Source organism: Paenibacillus sp. FSL H7-0735, from assembly GCF_038008505.1.
Taxonomy (GTDB): Bacteria; Bacillota; Bacilli; order Paenibacillales; family Paenibacillaceae; genus Paenibacillus_AQ; species Paenibacillus_AQ odorifer.
The window spans coordinates 4,947,068-4,964,029 of record NZ_JBBOZH010000001.1; the positions used below are offsets into that span (position 1 = coordinate 4,947,068).

Sequence of the window (16,962 nt, forward strand, 5' to 3'; positions counted from 1 at the left end):
CTCCCAGCCTTAATGTAATCTTTTATATTAATCAAACCACCTGTTCAGGGGTATATGTGTACATGTAATCTTGATTGATGACTTGTTTCTCTTTTATCTCGGGTGGGAACATAGCCTCTGCCATACGAATAGCTTTTAGCATGCCCTTCGCTTTATTCACCGTCTCTTCATACTCTTTCTCCGGAAACGAGTCCCAAACGATACCCGCCCCAGCCTGCACATATGCTCTGCCCTTACGGAAGATGATTGTACGGATGGTGATACATGAATCCATATTTCCCGAGAATCCCAAATATCCAATCGCCCCCGCATAAGCACCACGGGCTTCTCGCTCCAATTCAGCAATAATCTCCATTGCCCGTAGCTTAGGTGCTCCTGAGACAGTACCGGCTGGCAGACAGGAGAGAAAGGCATCAAAGAAATCTTTATCCTCGCTAAGCGTGCCTGACACATTCGATACCATATGCATGACATGAGAGTATCTTTCAATTTCCATAAAGGAATCACATTTTACAGAACCGAATTTGGACACTCTTCCTAAATCATTACGACCTAGATCAACTAGCATCAAATGCTCTGCACGTTCTTTTTCATCCTCCAGCAGCTCCGCGGCGTAAGCACGATCCGAAGCTTCACTTTCACCTCTTGGTCTTGTTCCGGCAATCGGCCGTGTCTCCACACGGTTTCCATCTACCTTTACGAGCGCTTCCGGTGAGGTTCCAACAATAATCTCTTCATCCATTTTCAAATAATACATATATGGAGATGGGTTAAGCGTCCTAAGCATCCGGTATACATGCAGTGGAGAAACCTCCGTTTCAATATGCAGGCGCTGCGACAACACCACTTGAAAAATATCGCCAGCCCGAATGTATTCCTTCGCTTGTTCTACGTTGTTGATATATTGTTCTTTAGTCAGGTTGGAATGAATCTCACCCAGCTCAATATCCTGCGGAATGCTGCGGCGGTTCACATTTTCCTTTGGCCCTTCCTTTTGCAGCTCTTCGGCCATATCCTCAAGCTTACGACTTAAGCTTTCGTAATTAGATTTGATATCTGAGTCCGTATCACCGTCTTTAACATGTAGGTTGCCAACTAGGAGAATTTGTTGTTTCACATGATCAAAAACAATGATGCGATCACAGAACATAAACCGGATATCATCCATTTGGAGATCATCTACTGGATGCTCAGGCAGCTTCTCATAATATTGCAGCAGATCATATCCAAAAAATCCGATAGCTCCTCCAGTAAATGGCGGCATCTCATCCAGCTTAGGGCTACGGTATGAACGAAGCAGCGCCTTAAGCTCCTCAATCGGCTTTCCATGCAGCTGTTTTTTCTTACCGTCGATCTCTACGTTAATTGCACCCTTTTTTCCCGATATCATTAAAAAGGGATCGCTGCCGATGAACGAATACCGGGCCCATTGTTTGCCGCCCTCTACACTTTCTAGTAAGAACGCGCGGTCACGTTCAGCAAAACGTTGGAATAACCGGATAGGTGTTTCCATATCAGCCAGCAGCCGCTTCACAACAGGAATCAGATTATAATCCTGCGACAGCTTTACCACCTCTTGAACACTCGGATTCGTCATTTTTAGATGCCCCCTTAGTTATATAAATCTTTCCGAAACACAGAAAAACCCTCTACCAAAGTAGAGGGTTTGTGTAAGTAAGTATATGTTTTTGAGCAATGATCAGCATCGTTATGTTGTGCCTACAGACTTATCTCTAAATAAGATACATCACGGATGTGAAATAACACTCCAGTACATATCAAAATAAAGACTCTGCGTACACAAAAACTGCTAATCAGGCATAAACGTCTTCAGCGTCCTTATAAGGACGGTAAGCGTATATGCGTGAAATATAAGAATGTATAGAACAAAGCTTATACTTTCTTATATTCGCAAAAATTTCTTGCACTCTGCTCAACTATACTCATCTCAACTCAACTAAACTCTTCTATACTCGGCTAATTACACTATACATGATGACAAGGGTCATTGACAACCCACAACTCAAATTTAAGACTTACTCTGCGACAAATCCGGACGAAGCTTCTGAGCTTCATTCAGATATACATGGCGGATCTCACGCTGTGATTTATCCGTATTAAACTGCACCATTAACCGGATACACATCGGCAGACTGCCTTTAACAGGGATCTCCGTTGAACACATAAGTGGCACCATTTCCCAGCCCTCAATCTCACGAATGGCTCTTGCCGGAAAAGTAGCATCCAGATCAGTGGTCATCGTAATCCATACATTGCTAATATCCTCAGCTATAACATCATTACGTTCTACGATCTCCCGCAGCAGCACAACGGTTTCACGCAAAATCTCTGTTTCTTCGTTATTAATCACGGTAGTTGCTCCGCGAATCCCTCGATTTACCACGGTTTCCCCTCCTTTTTAAGCTCTGCGAGAACCTCTCGCACAAGCGATTCCTGCATATCGTTTACAATGCTTACGGCTCCTATGGCATCAGGCACAATAAAAGTCATTCTGCCTTCTTTGAATTTCTTATCATGCATCATTGCTTCCATTAGCTCAGCTTCATCATATTCAGAAGGAAGCTGTATAGGCAATGAAAGTGCAGATAACATAGATACTGTATCCTCATAAATGGATCGATCATGTCCAAGCTTTACAGCCAGCAGCGCCGAACCCGCCATACCAATCGCAATCGCTTCACCGTGCAAAAATACGCCATATCCGCCAACCGCTTCAATAGCATGTCCGATCGTATGTCCTAAATTCAGAATCGCCCGAAGTCCATGCTCACGTTCATCGTTCGCTACGACATGAGCCTTGATTGCACAACCGCGCTCAAGGGCATAGCCGAGTGCTTCAGCATTCAGAGCAAGCAGCTCATCAGCATGTTCACGGCACCAATATGCGAATTCTTTGTCCATAATCAGACCATGCTTCACTACTTCAGCCAGGCCAGAAGAGACTTGGCGTGGCGGAAGCGTGCGAAGGGTATCCAAATCGTAAAGCACCAGCGAAGGTTGATAGAACGCACCAACCATATTTTTGGCTAGTGGATGATTGACAGCCACTTTGCCGCCTACGCTGCTGTCATGGGCTAGAATCGTCGTTGGAATTTGTAGAAATCCTATTCCGCGCATGTAGGTAGCTGCTACAAAACCAGCTAAATCACCAACAACCCCGCCACCTAAAGCCAACACAGCTGAGTTGCGATCCAGTCCCGCTTGAATCGCGGTCGTCATAACCTCTTCATACACGGTTAATGATTTGGATGCTTCCCCTGCCGGCATAATATGGCTGACTACGGTATAGCCTTGCTGACGTAGAGCTTCTTCAAGCGACGGTAAATACAGTGGAGCTACTTCACTATCACTCACAACCAGTAGTGGGCTGCGAGTGGACAGTCCAGCCTCAGCACAGTACTGGCCAATGTTCTGCAGCAGACCACTACCGATGTGAATTGGATAAGAACGATCTCCTAAATCTACATTGATCGTACGCATGATTAATAACTCTCCAATTGTGCAAGATAGTTTTCATAGTTCGCTTTAATTTCTTCGAGAGAATCCCCGCCGAATTTATCAAGAAAAGCTTTGGCAACTTCCCATGCCACTACGCTTTCCAGAACCACACATGCCGCTGGAACTGCACATGCATCCGAACGTTCTACTTGAGCTGTAAAAGGTTCTTTCGTATCGATATCTACACTTTGAAGTGGCTTATACAAGGTAGGAATAGGCTTCATAACACCACGAACCACTATCGGCATACCATTCGTCATCCCGCCTTCAAAACCGCCTAAACGATTGCTTGCGCGATAGTATCCTTTAGAAGCTTCATACATAATTTCATCATGGACTTTCGATCCACGCAATTTACCAGCTTCAAACCCAATGCCGATTTCAACGCCTTTGAAGGCATTAATCGACATCACTGCCCCAGCGATCGCCCCGTCCAGCTTCCGGTCTGACTGTACATAGCTGCCAAGTCCGATGGGCAGTCCTTCGACGATACATTCAACGATTCCACCGATGGAGTCGCCCTCTTCCTTGATCTGATCTATGTAAGCCTCCATTTTCTGTTCCGTTTCTTTGTCGACAACTCTGACAGAGGACTGTTCTGTGCGTTCAATCAGCTCATCGATAGGCAGATCATTAGCAGGTGCCTCAATTTCACCAATACGAATGACTTGACCTGCTACTTTCACACCAAAAGCTGCCAGCAGCTGTCTGGCTACAGCGCCACATGCAACTCTGGCTGCTGTTTCGCGGGCACTGGAGCGCTCCAGAACATTGCGAAGATCCGTATGATTGTACTTCAATCCACCATTCAAATCTGCATGTCCAGGACGCGGCCGATTTACCCGGCGTTTTTCTTCATCACTGCCTGGAATAGGTTCAATATTCATTATGTTCTTCCAGTGAGTCCAATCCTTGTTCTCTACTACCAAGGCTACCGGAGCACCTGTAGTATAGCCGTGACGTACTCCACCGACTATTTGTGCCGTATCTTTCTCAATCTGCATGCGGCGTCCACGTCCGTATCCCTTTTGTCGACGATGCAATTGAAAGTTAAGCTCTTCAAAATCCAAAGTTAAATTACTTGGCAATCCCTCAATAATAGCCGTTAGCTGGGGGCCGTGCGTTTCCCCCGCAGTTAAATAGCGTAAACTCATGATGTCTTCCCCCTTTTATACTTTTAAACTGTAAACCGCTAAAATCCTATGATCTTTGCTCATTATAGTATAGGGAATCCGCTTTGACAAGAAAGGGCTCTACCTAGAAACACTCTATGTATATCGAAATAAAAAGCGCCATCCATACCCTTAAGAGTATGAATGGCGCTCCTCGGCTGGGTCCTCAGCTTGTTAGCTGCCGAGCCGCTGACTTGGTGGAGGGAATGTAGACTTACGCTCTTCCAGCTGCAGAAGGCGCTCCAATTGCATTTCTTCCACACCGAGAATTTGCCCGCACTCACGAACGGTGATAAAGCCTCGTTTGTACGCGGCAATGACCTTGCTTTTGTCCATCGGTTTAACTTTCCTTTCACTTAGCGTACAGATTCTACTATCCAGTATCACTGAACTTTTGCGAAAGTATACCTTTGAAGTTAATGGCGAAGGAGCAAAAAATATTTATTTTTTACGATAAAAAAAAGTTTCCGTCGATTCAAAACCGTATTGAGCCGGTGTAAAGATTTGCTCTGTGCTGCCCACAAACAAATAACCACCCGGACGTAAGCTAGCCGAAAACTTATGATAGAGCTTATTCTTCGCCTCTTCAGTAAAATAGATCATTACATTGCGACAAATAATAAGATCAAAACCTTCGTCGAACTTGTCCAAGAGCAGATTCTGTTTGCGGAAATCTATGTTTTTCTTAAGTGAATCGCTGACCTTGAAGACAGGGCCTTCCGGTGTAAAGTAACGTGCTGCCACGTCTTTTGGCACATCCTTTAAAGAACGTTCCAAATAAAGACCTTGCTTTGCTTTAGATAAAGCGCCATCATCAATGTCAGTGGCAAGAATGCCTGTTTGCGCCAATATATTCTTGTCCGACAAAATCATAGCCAGCGTGTAAGGCTCTTCGCCAGTGGAACACGCCGCGCTCCACAGCTTTAATTTGCGGCCTGACTGCTGGAGGTCAGGAAGGATAATATCCCGCAAAACTTCCCAGCGATTCGGATTCCGCCAGAACTCAGAGACATTGATCGTCATTCGATCTAAAAATTCATAAAATAAGTCCTTATTTTTCATCATCGCTGCAAAAAAATCACTGAAGGTATGATACCCATTCTTCATCCGAAGAGTCGTCAAACGCCGCTTCATCTGCGCTTCTTTATATTGAGCCAGATCAATTCCGGTGCTTTGTTTAACGTTGTGAATAAATCCGCTATAATCCGGATCTGTTGTTAATGCTGCAACATTACGATCAGACATGTTAATCCCCTGCCTCCCACCTGGACCTTACATCCAGACTGCGATGTCTTTGTTATACTGATTCAGTTCATCTGGAGCAAAGAAATTAGCAATTTCCCGTTCTGCACTTTCAGGCGAGTCTGATCCATGAATTAGATTAAGTGGTGTATGGCTGGCAAAGTCGCCACGAATCGTGCCTGGCAGAGCTTCTCCAACTTTTGTCTTGCCTATGAGTGTCCGGGATAACGTTACAACATCATCGCCTTCCCATACCATTGCAAACACTGGACCTGAAGTGATGAAAGAGACCAGCTCCGAAAAAAAGTCTTTGCCTGCATGCTCAGCATAATGTCTTTTCGCTTGATCCTCACTAACTGTAATCAGCTTAGCAGCGACCAATTTAAACCCCTTATCCTCAAAGCGGGTAACAATACGCCCTATTAATCCACGTTGAACTCCATCAGGCTTGACCATCAGATACGTCTTTTCCATAGAAGCACTCTCCATTTTCCCATTTGAAGGGTTGTTTTGACGCTATCTTAACAGAAACATTGCTTTCTGGAAACGTTTAATTTCAATCTCACCAGAAGATCAATAACTTCTTCCTGTTATAAAATAAGCAATATCACGCAGATTGCGCTTAGTCTTATTATTAGGCAATTGTTCCAGCGCCGCCAGCGCCTTGTCAATATAACGTGAAGCGAGCTCCTCAGAGCGGGCGATTCCGTCTCCGGAAAGTATAAGATCAATCGCACGTCCTACCGTGCTATGGCCCTCACGTATAGACTTCAGTTCCTCAAGCAATGACTCGCGCAGCCGCTCATCCTCAAGACTATAAATCACTGGAAGTGTAATGTTTCCTTGACGCATATCACTGCCCGGAGGTTTACCGATCTGTTTCTCTGTGCCTGAGAGATCCAGTAAATCATCACGAATCTGGAACGCCATACCCACGTTATATCCATAATTATAAAGCAGGCGAGCTACTTCTGGATCTGCCTCAGCAGCAAGTGCGCCGAGTTGGCAGCTAACTGCAATCAGCAGGGCTGTTTTGCGGCGGATACGCCGTAGATAATGACGTACACTTTGCTCACTGTTGAAAAAGTCACGAATCTGCTCCATCTCTCCGATCGACATTTCGATCATCGCCTTAGACAGAATTTGATGAATTCGTGGATTCTTCAGCTCCGTAGTCATAACCAGCGCTTTTGCATATATGTAGTCACCAGTGTACATGGCAATTTTATCGCCCCATTTTGCTTTTACGGTGAGTTCACCACGGCGCAATTCTGCATCGTCGATCACATCATCATGGACCAGTGAAGCGCTATGGATCAACTCTAACGGTATCGCTACCCGTTTCAGCTTTTCCAGATCATACTTACCGAATTTCCCGCCCATCAGGACAAATACGGGACGTAATCTTTTGCCGCCTGCCTTTAATAAATGCAGGGAGGTTTCTGTAAGCAGATCGTCATCCCCCTGTACACTGCGGTACAGCTCTTTTTCAATCTGATCCATATCTCTGTTCAGTAATCCGAATATTTGCAGTCGTTTCATTCTTTCACCCGTGTCAACAGTTTATGGCTCCAAATCTCCATCTTCACTTCCTGCGGCAGCAGGCCCATCTCATAGGCATAGCGGAAATAGAGGTTCAAACCTTGCTGCTGCCTTTCTCCAAAATCATAACATAAATTGCGGAAGTACCCTTCCCAATAAGACTTTGTTCCTCCAATGTTAGAACAAGCTGCTTGTACAATAGGATCTAAATCTCTCAATCCCCGCATTTTACTCTCGGCAAAAGCCTCTGCAATCTCAGAAATAGCCTCCGGTTTGTCCTCAGCAGCCTTTCGGTTCACTGCCCAGACCGCAAAGGTCATCCCTAAGCCCGTCCATTCCTTCCAAACCTCAGCTAGATCAGTAACGATATAACCTTGATCCTGCCATGAGGCTTTAATAGCATTATCACCAATTAATAAGCAGGCATCCGCTTCATGCATCATGGCATCCAAATCAGGATTAGCGCTAATATATTCCGGTTTATTGCCAAAAGCTTTTTCCATTAAAATTTTCAGCAAATTTACCGAGGTTGCAGAAGTATTCGTAACAGCAATCTTACCGCTACCAATCTGAGCAAATGGCACCCTGGAAAAAAGGAATATTGATCTCACAGGACCGTCCGCGCTAACCGATAAATCAGGTAGTAGTAATAATTTGTCACTGGCCTCAGCATAAGCAAAAGAGGATAAAGCACCTACATGAATAGTTCCACGGCTCATCCCCTGATTAAGAATGGCAGGTACCTCACTCACCATCTCTGCAGGATATTTTAATGCAGAGGGATGAAAATTGTGAAATACCGGCCATGAGTTGGTATAGCTGATTTTGCCGATGATGGTGTGGCTGTTATTGTCCATCCTTTCAATCCCCCCATCTTCGAAATAAATTGTGTTCAATATTAAAGCTGTCAAGCACTTTGCCCACCATGAAATTAATCAGATCATCCATACTTTGCGGCCCGAAATAAAAAGCCGGCATTGCGGGAATCATCCGAACTCCCAGACGGGACAGCTTCAACATATTCTCTAGATGAATGGCATGCAGTGGAGTCTCACGAGGAACAAGCACCAGTGGGCGTCCTTCCTTGAGCATAACGTCAGCAGCACGTGTCATCAGATTATCAGAGGTCCCATTCGCTACCGCGGACAATGTTCCCATAGAGCAAGGCATAATAATCATCCCTTCCACACGAAACGAACCACTTGCAATGGATGCGCCGATATCCGCAACAGGATGATAAAGCAGAGAACCGGGATAGCCTTTGAACCTTTCGTTCAAAAAGCCCTCCCGGTCTGATGCGATATAGCCAAGTTCTTCTTTAAATACGCGCCAGCCCGCATTGCTAACTACCAAATGCACGGAGTAGCCTAGTGACAGCAAGGTTTCAGTTAGACGAACACCATATATCGCACCGCTTGCTCCTGTAATTCCAACCACGATGTTTTTCGGTTTAGTAAGCGTCATTAGTAGAACTGCACCACCAAGTCAATCAAAGTGAAAGAGAACACTACGATGCTCAATACGCCGTTCATAGTGAAAAAAGCAGTCTGCAGACGGCTCAGGTCACTCGGAGATACAATGTAATGCTCATAAAAGAGAATAATATATGCGATGATCATGCCTGCTACATACCACCAGCTTAAATCCGTCATAAACAGCAACGATACGAATCCAATCGCCGTGAGAATGTGAAATACGCGGGCAATAATGAGTGCACCTTGAACCCCGAACCGAACCGGAATGGACTTCAAGCCCTCTTTTAGATCAAACTCAACATCCTGACAAGAATAAATTACATCAAAACCTGCAGTCCAAAACACAATAGTGAAGTAAAATACCATTGAAGTCCAATTCACGCTACCGGTCACAGCTACCCAACCGCCTAAAGGTGCAAGCGCAATGGTCAGACCGAGGATAAGATGGCAAGCCCATGTAAAGCGCTTCGTAAATGAATAAATAACAAGAAGGAAAACTGCGATTGGCAAGAGCTTGGCCGACAAAGGATTCAGCTTAAAGGCTGCCCAAAAGAGTAAGAAAAACGAAATGCCGATAAAAATGACGACTTCACCGATCTTCAATAATCCTGCAGGAATAGCCCTTCCCGCTGTGCGAGGATTCTTAGCATCACTTATCCGGTCAATCAGTCGATTCAGCCCCATAGCAGCGCTCCGTGCCCCAAACATAGCCACTACGATCCAACCAATCTGGCTCCAGGAAGGTAGCGTGCCAGACATGACAACGGAACCAAGTAAAGCGCCCATAAAAGCAAAAGGTAAAGCAAATACCGTATGTTCAAACTTGATCATTTGTAAAAAGATACCGATTTTCTTAAACATTCCCGTTCTCCTTGAGCCCAATATGTAATGCCGCGATGCCTCCGGTCAAGGGGAAGGATTCCACTTTTTGCAGTCCGGTTTCACGGAAAATAGCAGCTAATTGCTCCCGGTCAGGGAACAGCGCCAGCGATTCTGGCAGCCATTTGTATTGCTCATACCTTTTAGCGAATAACTTGCCCAGCAATGGAAGTACACGCTGAAAATAAAAGAAATAGATACCTTTAAACGGTTGTTTCATCGGCTTGGAAAGCTCCAGGCAGACCACCATTCCTCCGGGTTTTACCACGCGTTTCATCTCGTTCAGCACTTGAACAAGATCCGGTACGTTGCGGAGTCCAAAACCAATCGTTGCATAATCGAATGCGTTGTCTTCAAAAGGCAACTCCATAGCATTGCCCTGTACGAGAGAGATCCGGTCCTGAAGCTTGCGCTCCTCCACCTTACGGCGCCCCACTTCAAGCATGCCAGCACTAAAGTCAAGTCCTATCACATTCCCTGTCTGTGTGGCTTCTGCCAAGGCAATGCTCCAATCGCAAGTGCCGCAGCATAAGTCTACAGCTGAATCCCCGCGCTTCATGCCCATCTTCTTCATCGTGAACTTGCGCCAAGCCTTATGGCGGCGAAAGCTTAAGATATCATTCATCAAATCATATTTACCTGCAATACTCTCAAACACCGAGTGCACAAACTGTTCCTTCGGCTTGCTGTTATCACCCACAGCAGTTGTAGTTTTGTCCATAGTCATCCACTAACCCTCCACGGCTGCTTGTCCTGAGACTTTCATCTGCAGGAGAATACGATCCAGCGCTATCTCAAGCTCTCTAAGCAGGCTTTCGTCTTTAACGCTTTGTAATAGTCCCTGAATCGACTGAATCGACTGATGGAGCTTGTCCGTCAGCAGAGAATCACATTTATATTTCATCTTCAGCATCTTCCAGTCCTTCTGATCAAGGTTCTGGTCTTGAAGCTGTTTGCGTTCTTCCTCTGTCGCTGACTCCAGCATCTTCCAGTAGCAATAACCATTGCTAGCATTCTCAAGGTTATCACAACGCTGAAGCTCTATGGCAACAGTTTCGCACTGACTGAATTCTGTCAATAACTTCTCCCACAACTCCACTAAGGAATTCTCGATCATGGGCGTAAAAGAAAGGAACAGCCGCATATTGAGCTGTACCATGTGCCGCAAGTATTGTTCAGCCGAAAGACGGATTCCTCTCATCTTCACATAGAGGTTCGCTTTCAAGACATTAAAATCAGCAATCGCCTTACTCAAGATTCCAACCATCTCAATTTGATCACTCTTTGCAAGCAGATGGTAAAACCAGCTACTGAAATAATCGCCAGCCAATACCTTTAATTGACGGGAACGCATAGGATCTCCACCGCGTCTATCATTCGAGCGGTCAATTACCTCATGTGTATCTAGTCCAAGTTGAATAAGTGCTGTTACGAGCGTATACAACTCACCAGCATTTCCTTTAACAGAAGATCCATGGTTTAGAAAAATATATAACAAATGACCCCGGCCATCAGAAAACGGCGGCAAATCCGTATGCTTCTGAATCATGTCGTAGTCGGTGTAGGGTTTTGCCAGTTGCGGTATGCAGTACGGTTTCATTTCAGCCTCCGAAGCCATTGACATTAATAATAATTCCTTTGTTCACAATCTTGTCTATTATATCACATGTTTTTTTGTCACGCACTGTGGTACGACTGAGTTTCTTTTATTCTTCTCAAGGATAAATGAACTGCTTCTTCCAGAGCTCAGTCTCACTAATACGGAAGCCCGTCTTGAGTCGCTCGGATATGGGGAGATTACCCGCAGACTGAAGTTCATTCTGGAGTTCAGCCGACCACTCCGTGCGTCTGATATCCCCTGCTAGCAGCAGCCGGCGGCTATCCAGCCATTTATCCATGACCACGATGCGCAGCAAAAGCTGATCCACATTCGAGGTTTCTTGAAAAGCAAAAGAAATAGCCTGCGCCATATTTCGATAAAGCTCCTGGGGTTCATGATCATTTCCGCTCACTTTTAAATCCAGTGACAGAACGTGATCCTCCCAGCCTACGCTATCAATGGATAAGGTCAATGGAAGTGCTCCAAGAACATCAACAAGATTATCATTGTCTAGCACTGTGTTATGGTCGCCAGTAAAAGTCTCTACTGCACCATTGCGTTGCTGTAAGGTAGAATCCATATCTGCCACTTTGGGCAATATTACAGCAGAGGTTGCAGTCAAGAGTAATACGGCTCCGACCCACCAGGCCTTGTTCATGAACACGCCTCCTTATCCATAATTCCCACTCTTAGCTAATACGATCATTTATCTTTACTATATTTTGAAAAAAAGCAGGCTATGCCTGCTTTTCAGCTTTCACTTTCCAATTGTCCGTGCTTTGTCCATATTTCAGCCTTACCGCGAATCTTCATCGCTGAGGTATGATCAGTAAACTGGGCAATCAATACCTCGCCCTTATCCAGCTTCTCTGTATGATGAAAACGTGTATCTGTACCTCTGGTTAGCCCAATGACCTGAACGCCATTATCTTTAGCTTTAACCACAATATAGTCGCTGCCCGTTGGAAGCGGAGTAGTACCCGTATTTTTATCCATCATCACTCATCCTCCTCTAAACCTATTATACAGTTCATAGTATTTCAAAAAACAAATGCCGCCTTGGAGGGCGGCATAGTTGTTCTTAAAAGACTATGGGATAGGTATGTAGAAATCTTTATTTGATTCCGTCTTTCAGCGCCTTACCGGGTTTGAATGCCGGTACCTTGCTTGCAGGAATTTCGATTTCTTCACCAGTTTGCGGGTTACGGCCTTTACGTGCAGAACGCTCACGCACTTCAAAGTTTCCGAATCCAACCAGTTGTACTTTATCACCGCTTTGCAGTGCTTCTGTAATTGCTTCGAAAACCGCATCTACAGCTTTAGTAGCATCCTTCTTGGGAAGTTCAGTTGCTTCTGTAACTACATTGATCAAATCTGATTTATTCATGTTTTCTCACCTCCCTGAGTAAATTCTCCGGTATCATACACTGTTTCCGTTTCAACGTAAAATATACGTGATAATCCCGTTTAAAACTTAACTTTGGCGCCCTTAGACCTTGAAGCGCAACAAACTTATAGTAATACAGCCCATCCATAAATTCAAGCTGTTACTCAAAAAAGGAGCAGAAATTATCATCTATCCGTGCATATTTATCTAAATTCGATCTAATTTGTTAGACCTATAGGAGCAGTTTAGGTCTTTATTTCATCAGAATAATTGAGTCAGATTCACCGTTATTATAGGAACTAGGAATCAAGTTTTAGGATATATACAAATAAAAAGAGCAGGATTTCTCCCACTCTTTGAATTTATTTATATTCAGCTTAGAGAATAATTGCAATAAGTCCGCCGGAACCCTCGTTAATAATGCGGCCAAGCGTTTCTTGCAGCTTGTAGCGTGCATTATCCGGCATCATAGCTATCTTGCCTTGAATGCCTTCTCTAACAATGGAGTGCAGGGAGCGGCCAAAAATATCGGATTCCCAAATCTTAATAGGATCATTCTCAAAGTCCTGCATCAGATAACGAACCAGCTCTTCGCTTTGCTTTTCCGTTCCGATGATTGGCGAGAATTCAGACTCCACATCCACCCGAATCATATGAATGGACGGTGCAGTAGCCTTTAAGCGAACCCCGAAGCGAGAGCCCTGACGTATCAGTTCTGGCTCGTCGAGCGCCATTTCGGCTAAGGATGGAGCCGCGATACCATAACCTGTAGTCTTGACCATTTCCAATGCTTCTGAGAATCGGTCGTATTCTCGTTTCGCATGCGAGAACTCCTGCATAAGCTGGAGCAAATGATCTTTACCGCGGATCTCAACCCCGACCACTTCCATCAGAACTTGATCGTACAGCTCTTCTGGAGCATACAGGTCGATCTCTGCTACGCCCTGACCCATGTTCATACCACTTAGGCCAGCTTTATCAATAAAGTCATATTCGGTGAACTGAGATACGAGGCGGTCAACATCCCGCAAGCGGCGAATATCTTTTACCGTATCGCGAACGGAGTTCTCATAACTACTACGCAGCCAGTGGTTTTCTCCAAGCACCATAACCCAGCTTGGCAGGTTTACATTTACTTCATGCACTGGGAATTCATAAAGCACTTCCCGCAGCACACCAGTTACGTCATCTTCGCTCATGTTTGCGGCGCTTAGCGTCATAACTGGGATATCGTATTTGATGGCTAGCTCGTTACGGAGCTGCTGCGCTTCCTCACTGCGTGGCCGGGTGGAGTTAATGACAAGCACAAATGGCTTACCCACTTCCTTCAGCTCTGCAATGACGCGCTCTTCAGAGTCCACGTACGAGTTCCGCGGAATTTCTGCAATCGTACCATCTGTTGTTACCACTACACCTAGCGTTGAATGCTCCTGAATAACCTTACGTGTCCCGATTTCTGCCGCTTCCTGAAAAGGAATAGGCTCTTCAAACCAAGGTGTAGAGATCATTCGTGGTCCATTTTCATCCTCGTAGCCTTTTGCACCTTCTACAGCGTAACCCACACAGTCTACCAGACGAACATTAACCTCAAGCCCTTCCGCAACCTTGATTTGGACTGCGTTGTTAGGCACAAACTTCGGTTCTGTCGTCATAATCGTTTTGCCTGCTGCGCTTTGCGGAAGCTCATCCACAGCTCTTACTCGATCAGCCTCATTCGTGATGTTTGGCAGGACAATTGTTTCCATGAAGCGCTTGATAAATGTCGATTTCCCCGTGCGAACCGCGCCGACGACGCCAAGATAAATGTCTCCGCCGGTACGCTCGGCAATGTCCTTGAAAATATCCACTTTTTCCAAAAGAGATCCCCTCCTCATATTACTCCGAAGAAAAAATGCCTGAAGAGCATCGACTTCGCGTTCCGCCGGTAATCTGACCCTTGCAGGACATCAACCGGACTTATCGTATGCCCGCCCGAAGCCTAGCTGCTTTCGACCGGGACGTACTTGCCCCGCGCTAAACTCCGAATGCTCGGACATGCATTTGGACTAGTATCATCATATGTATCCGGAACGAATTTATGACCCGTATTCGCGCATTTCCCAATGTAATTTCAAAAAAGTTAAGTCTGCGCGCCGCAAGGCGTCTGACGCCCGGAAGCTTACTCATCCATCTTATGAGCTAGGATTCTTTGATAGAACTATTTTTAGTGGATGCTGAGATTACAGGACTTGGTGTAAAAGGATATAAACAAAAAAACGCCTAATACCCCGGATAAAACCGAAGCTTAGACGCTCTTAAACTTTCACTCTAACTTGGAGGCTGCGGGATTGGCTGATTGTTAATCCATAGATACGGCAAAGACTTCACGGGAACGTAATATGAAGCTTCCTCCAGATCCAGTCGCAAGTCCTGATTCTTATCGTGCTCTCCACCCTTCTTATCGACGGCAGCCATGATATCAAAAACATAATCTACGTAAACAGTTCCATCCTTATCCATGATGAAATCAAGAACCTGACCGGAATAGACGCTCGTTAATGTTATAGAGCTTGTACCCGCCTGCTTATGATTAATGGTATACAATCCGGGGTATAGCTCATCAAGCACAGGCAGGTTGCCGCCATGAGCTGATTTATAGCGGTTAACCTGTCGTTGCACGTCATTCACCTTTTGAACAGTAACAAGGTCCATCACCTTCACCACAGGATCAATTTCCTCATTCAAAATAAGAAAATAAGCACTTCCACCCTGCTCAAAGGCGGTAGCCGGTATATCATCCAAATACCCCTTATTATTCAGCTTCCCCAGGTCTATACGGAACTTCTCGTACCTTGGAGTAGTTTCATCCGCATTAAGAATGGGCAGTACCCCTTCCTCCTGTTGATAATCATCAACGGCTGCTTGTATCCGTTTAACACTTTCCCGATAATTAACACTGGCCCGCTTCTCTTCACCTGGGTATAGACAGCCCGAAAGCGTAAGCGCGAGCGATACCATCCCTAGCAAAAGCTTGGCCCCTGCCTTCAGTTTCATTTTATATCCTATAAACTCCAACCGAGTCCCTCCCACGGTGACATTCTTACGCTACCACAGCTCATCTTCTTCCCCACGCCGCGCTGCTTCAAGCTTACGGCGCACCGCAGCCTTCAGTGGATCTTCCGGCACCTGAACGGTTACGTCGCTCCATACGGCAGCCTGACAGGCCAGACGCGTTCCTTCTTCTAAGGCCGATCCAAGCTTACGCCGCTCAATATCACCGGGAGGCCTTACTGCAGCAGCCTCTTCCTTCGCGACTGTAACCTTGCACATCAGACAGCCTGCTTTGCCTCCGCATCTAGTTGTTATTGGCACTCCTGCTTTACGAGCAGCCTCTAATAACGAAATGCCACGGTTCACAACAGCTTTACGGCCTTCTGGTTGAAATACAACGGTAACTCCTTTTTGAGATTTCATGATGTTACTTCCTTCCTCAACACTATGTAATTGCTTACATAATTGAAACAACTCCGCCCAATAGGCCCACTAACATGATGACAAAAGCAAGTATAGACAGTACAGCCTTAAGCAAGCCCTTGGTTTTGCTCCGAGCAAAAGTTATAAGAAATACTGATAATCCCATAATCAGCATCGCAATCAGGGATAACCACATTTTTGTCATCGGATCCATGGTCAAAGCCCCCATTCGCCTGTAATTTATTAGGGACTATTATATCATGACCTTATCCTTTTCTGTAAAAAAACATCATTTTTTATGTATTATTTTAAATAAACTACGCTTCGTGAAAATTATCAGGAATATAAAAAAAAGCAAAAGACGACGGAATCATTCATTGATCCGTTTTCTTTTGCTCACCCAACATAAAGCTATTTTTTAAGCATCATTTTCATTAAAGACTCCATTGTGCTGGAACCTGCGCCGCCTTTTTTAACGGCATTGATAATCTCCTGCACAGTAGCTTCACTGACCGGCACTTTCGCCATTGATGACACCTGCTTAATTAACTGGCGGAGCTGGGCTTCATTCTGCGTAGTTCCTGGCTTTACCGTACTGGCTAGCTTTTTGACGGCACTTTCCGTAATGTTCTTGCCCGCCTTTTTGTTAATGGCGTTCAATGCATCCTTGGAAAAATCTCTGCTCACTTTTCA

General features: G+C 45.2%; 21 protein-coding genes. All 21 read right to left on the reverse strand.

The genetic code is table 11. The features are described from left to right. Nucleotides 1-31: 31 nt before the first annotated feature. Nucleotides 32-1,597, reverse strand: coding sequence for an anthranilate synthase component I (gene trpE / locus NSS82_RS22530; protein ID WP_076273548.1), 1,566 nt, complete (start codon nt 1,595-1,597; stop codon nt 32-34). A gap of 432 nt (nt 1,598-2,029) precedes the next feature. Next, nucleotides 2,030-2,404 (reverse strand): chorismate mutase, encoded by a 375-nt coding sequence (gene aroH / locus NSS82_RS22535; protein ID WP_076273547.1) that lies wholly within the window; start codon nt 2,402-2,404, stop codon nt 2,030-2,032. Continuing rightward, nucleotides 2,398-3,501: a 3-dehydroquinate synthase gene (gene aroB / locus NSS82_RS22540; RefSeq protein WP_076273546.1), complete on the reverse strand. Its 1,104-nt coding sequence runs from the start codon at nt 3,499-3,501 to the stop codon at nt 2,398-2,400. The genes aroH and aroB overlap by 7 nt, the downstream gene beginning before the upstream one ends. Before the next feature lie 2 nt (nt 3,502-3,503). Then, nucleotides 3,504-4,673, reverse strand: a complete 1,170-nt coding sequence (gene aroC, locus NSS82_RS22545) for a chorismate synthase (RefSeq protein ID WP_076273545.1) — start codon at nt 4,671-4,673, stop codon at nt 3,504-3,506. A gap of 192 nt (nt 4,674-4,865) precedes the next feature. Next, nucleotides 4,866-5,027: a hypothetical protein gene (locus NSS82_RS22550; protein WP_169744788.1), complete on the reverse strand. Its 162-nt coding sequence runs from the start codon at nt 5,025-5,027 to the stop codon at nt 4,866-4,868. Between the two features lie 105 nt (nt 5,028-5,132). Beyond that, nucleotides 5,133-5,936 (reverse strand): CheR family methyltransferase, encoded by an 804-nt coding sequence (locus NSS82_RS22555; protein WP_036676236.1) that lies wholly within the window; start codon nt 5,934-5,936, stop codon nt 5,133-5,135. A 27-nt stretch (nt 5,937-5,963) separates the two neighbouring features. Next, nucleotides 5,964-6,407: a nucleoside-diphosphate kinase gene (ndk, locus tag NSS82_RS22560; protein WP_036676234.1), complete on the reverse strand. Its 444-nt coding sequence runs from the start codon at nt 6,405-6,407 to the stop codon at nt 5,964-5,966. Between the two features lie 99 nt (nt 6,408-6,506). Then, nucleotides 6,507-7,475: a polyprenyl synthetase family protein gene (locus NSS82_RS22565; protein WP_036676233.1), complete on the reverse strand. Its 969-nt coding sequence runs from the start codon at nt 7,473-7,475 to the stop codon at nt 6,507-6,509. Further along, a complete protein-coding gene (locus NSS82_RS22570; RefSeq protein ID WP_076101474.1) occupies nt 7,472-8,332 on the reverse strand; it encodes a menaquinone biosynthetic enzyme MqnA/MqnD family protein in 861 nt (286 codons plus the stop codon). The genes NSS82_RS22565 and NSS82_RS22570 overlap by 4 nt, the downstream gene beginning before the upstream one ends. Before the next feature lie 4 nt (nt 8,333-8,336). Next, the gene (locus NSS82_RS22575; RefSeq protein WP_036676229.1) at nt 8,337-8,939 is read right to left on the reverse strand and encodes a UbiX family flavin prenyltransferase; all 603 of its coding nucleotides are present in this window, start codon (nt 8,937-8,939) and stop codon (nt 8,337-8,339) included. Then, the gene (locus NSS82_RS22580; protein WP_036676227.1) at nt 8,939-9,811 is read right to left on the reverse strand and encodes a UbiA-like polyprenyltransferase; all 873 of its coding nucleotides are present in this window, start codon (nt 9,809-9,811) and stop codon (nt 8,939-8,941) included. The genes NSS82_RS22575 and NSS82_RS22580 overlap by 1 nt, the downstream gene beginning before the upstream one ends. Further along, the gene (locus NSS82_RS22585) at nt 9,804-10,550 is read right to left on the reverse strand and encodes a demethylmenaquinone methyltransferase (RefSeq protein ID WP_036676394.1); all 747 of its coding nucleotides are present in this window, start codon (nt 10,548-10,550) and stop codon (nt 9,804-9,806) included. The genes NSS82_RS22580 and NSS82_RS22585 overlap by 8 nt, the downstream gene beginning before the upstream one ends. A 9-nt stretch (nt 10,551-10,559) precedes the next feature. Beyond that, nucleotides 10,560-11,453, reverse strand: coding sequence for a heptaprenyl diphosphate synthase component 1 (locus tag NSS82_RS22590; RefSeq protein WP_235219377.1), 894 nt, complete (start codon nt 11,451-11,453; stop codon nt 10,560-10,562). Nucleotides 11,454-11,544: 91 nt separating this feature from the next. Then, nucleotides 11,545-12,087, reverse strand: a complete 543-nt coding sequence (locus NSS82_RS22595; RefSeq protein ID WP_076147351.1) for a hypothetical protein — start codon at nt 12,085-12,087, stop codon at nt 11,545-11,547. A 92-nt stretch (nt 12,088-12,179) separates the two neighbouring features. Next, a complete protein-coding gene (gene mtrB / locus NSS82_RS22600) occupies nt 12,180-12,428 on the reverse strand; it encodes a trp RNA-binding attenuation protein MtrB (RefSeq protein WP_051490908.1) in 249 nt (82 codons plus the stop codon). A 115-nt stretch (nt 12,429-12,543) separates the two neighbouring features. Further along, nucleotides 12,544-12,816, reverse strand: a complete 273-nt coding sequence (locus NSS82_RS22605; RefSeq protein ID WP_036676223.1) for an HU family DNA-binding protein — start codon at nt 12,814-12,816, stop codon at nt 12,544-12,546. A gap of 377 nt (nt 12,817-13,193) precedes the next feature. Continuing rightward, the gene (gene spoIVA / locus NSS82_RS22610) at nt 13,194-14,672 is read right to left on the reverse strand and encodes a stage IV sporulation protein A (protein WP_036676222.1); all 1,479 of its coding nucleotides are present in this window, start codon (nt 14,670-14,672) and stop codon (nt 13,194-13,196) included. A gap of 451 nt (nt 14,673-15,123) precedes the next feature. After that, entirely contained in the window at nt 15,124-15,870 is a 747-nt protein-coding gene (locus NSS82_RS22615; protein ID WP_256718582.1) for a DUF3939 domain-containing protein, read from the reverse strand. A gap of 30 nt (nt 15,871-15,900) precedes the next feature. Beyond that, a complete protein-coding gene (locus NSS82_RS22620) occupies nt 15,901-16,269 on the reverse strand; it encodes a 2Fe-2S iron-sulfur cluster-binding protein (RefSeq protein ID WP_036676220.1) in 369 nt (122 codons plus the stop codon). A gap of 34 nt (nt 16,270-16,303) precedes the next feature. Beyond that, nucleotides 16,304-16,483: a DUF2768 family protein gene (locus NSS82_RS22625; RefSeq protein ID WP_036676218.1), complete on the reverse strand. Its 180-nt coding sequence runs from the start codon at nt 16,481-16,483 to the stop codon at nt 16,304-16,306. A gap of 197 nt (nt 16,484-16,680) precedes the next feature. Then, the gene (locus tag NSS82_RS22630; protein WP_038572437.1) at nt 16,681-16,956 is read right to left on the reverse strand and encodes a stage VI sporulation protein F; all 276 of its coding nucleotides are present in this window, start codon (nt 16,954-16,956) and stop codon (nt 16,681-16,683) included. Nucleotides 16,957-16,962: the final 6 nt, after the last annotated feature.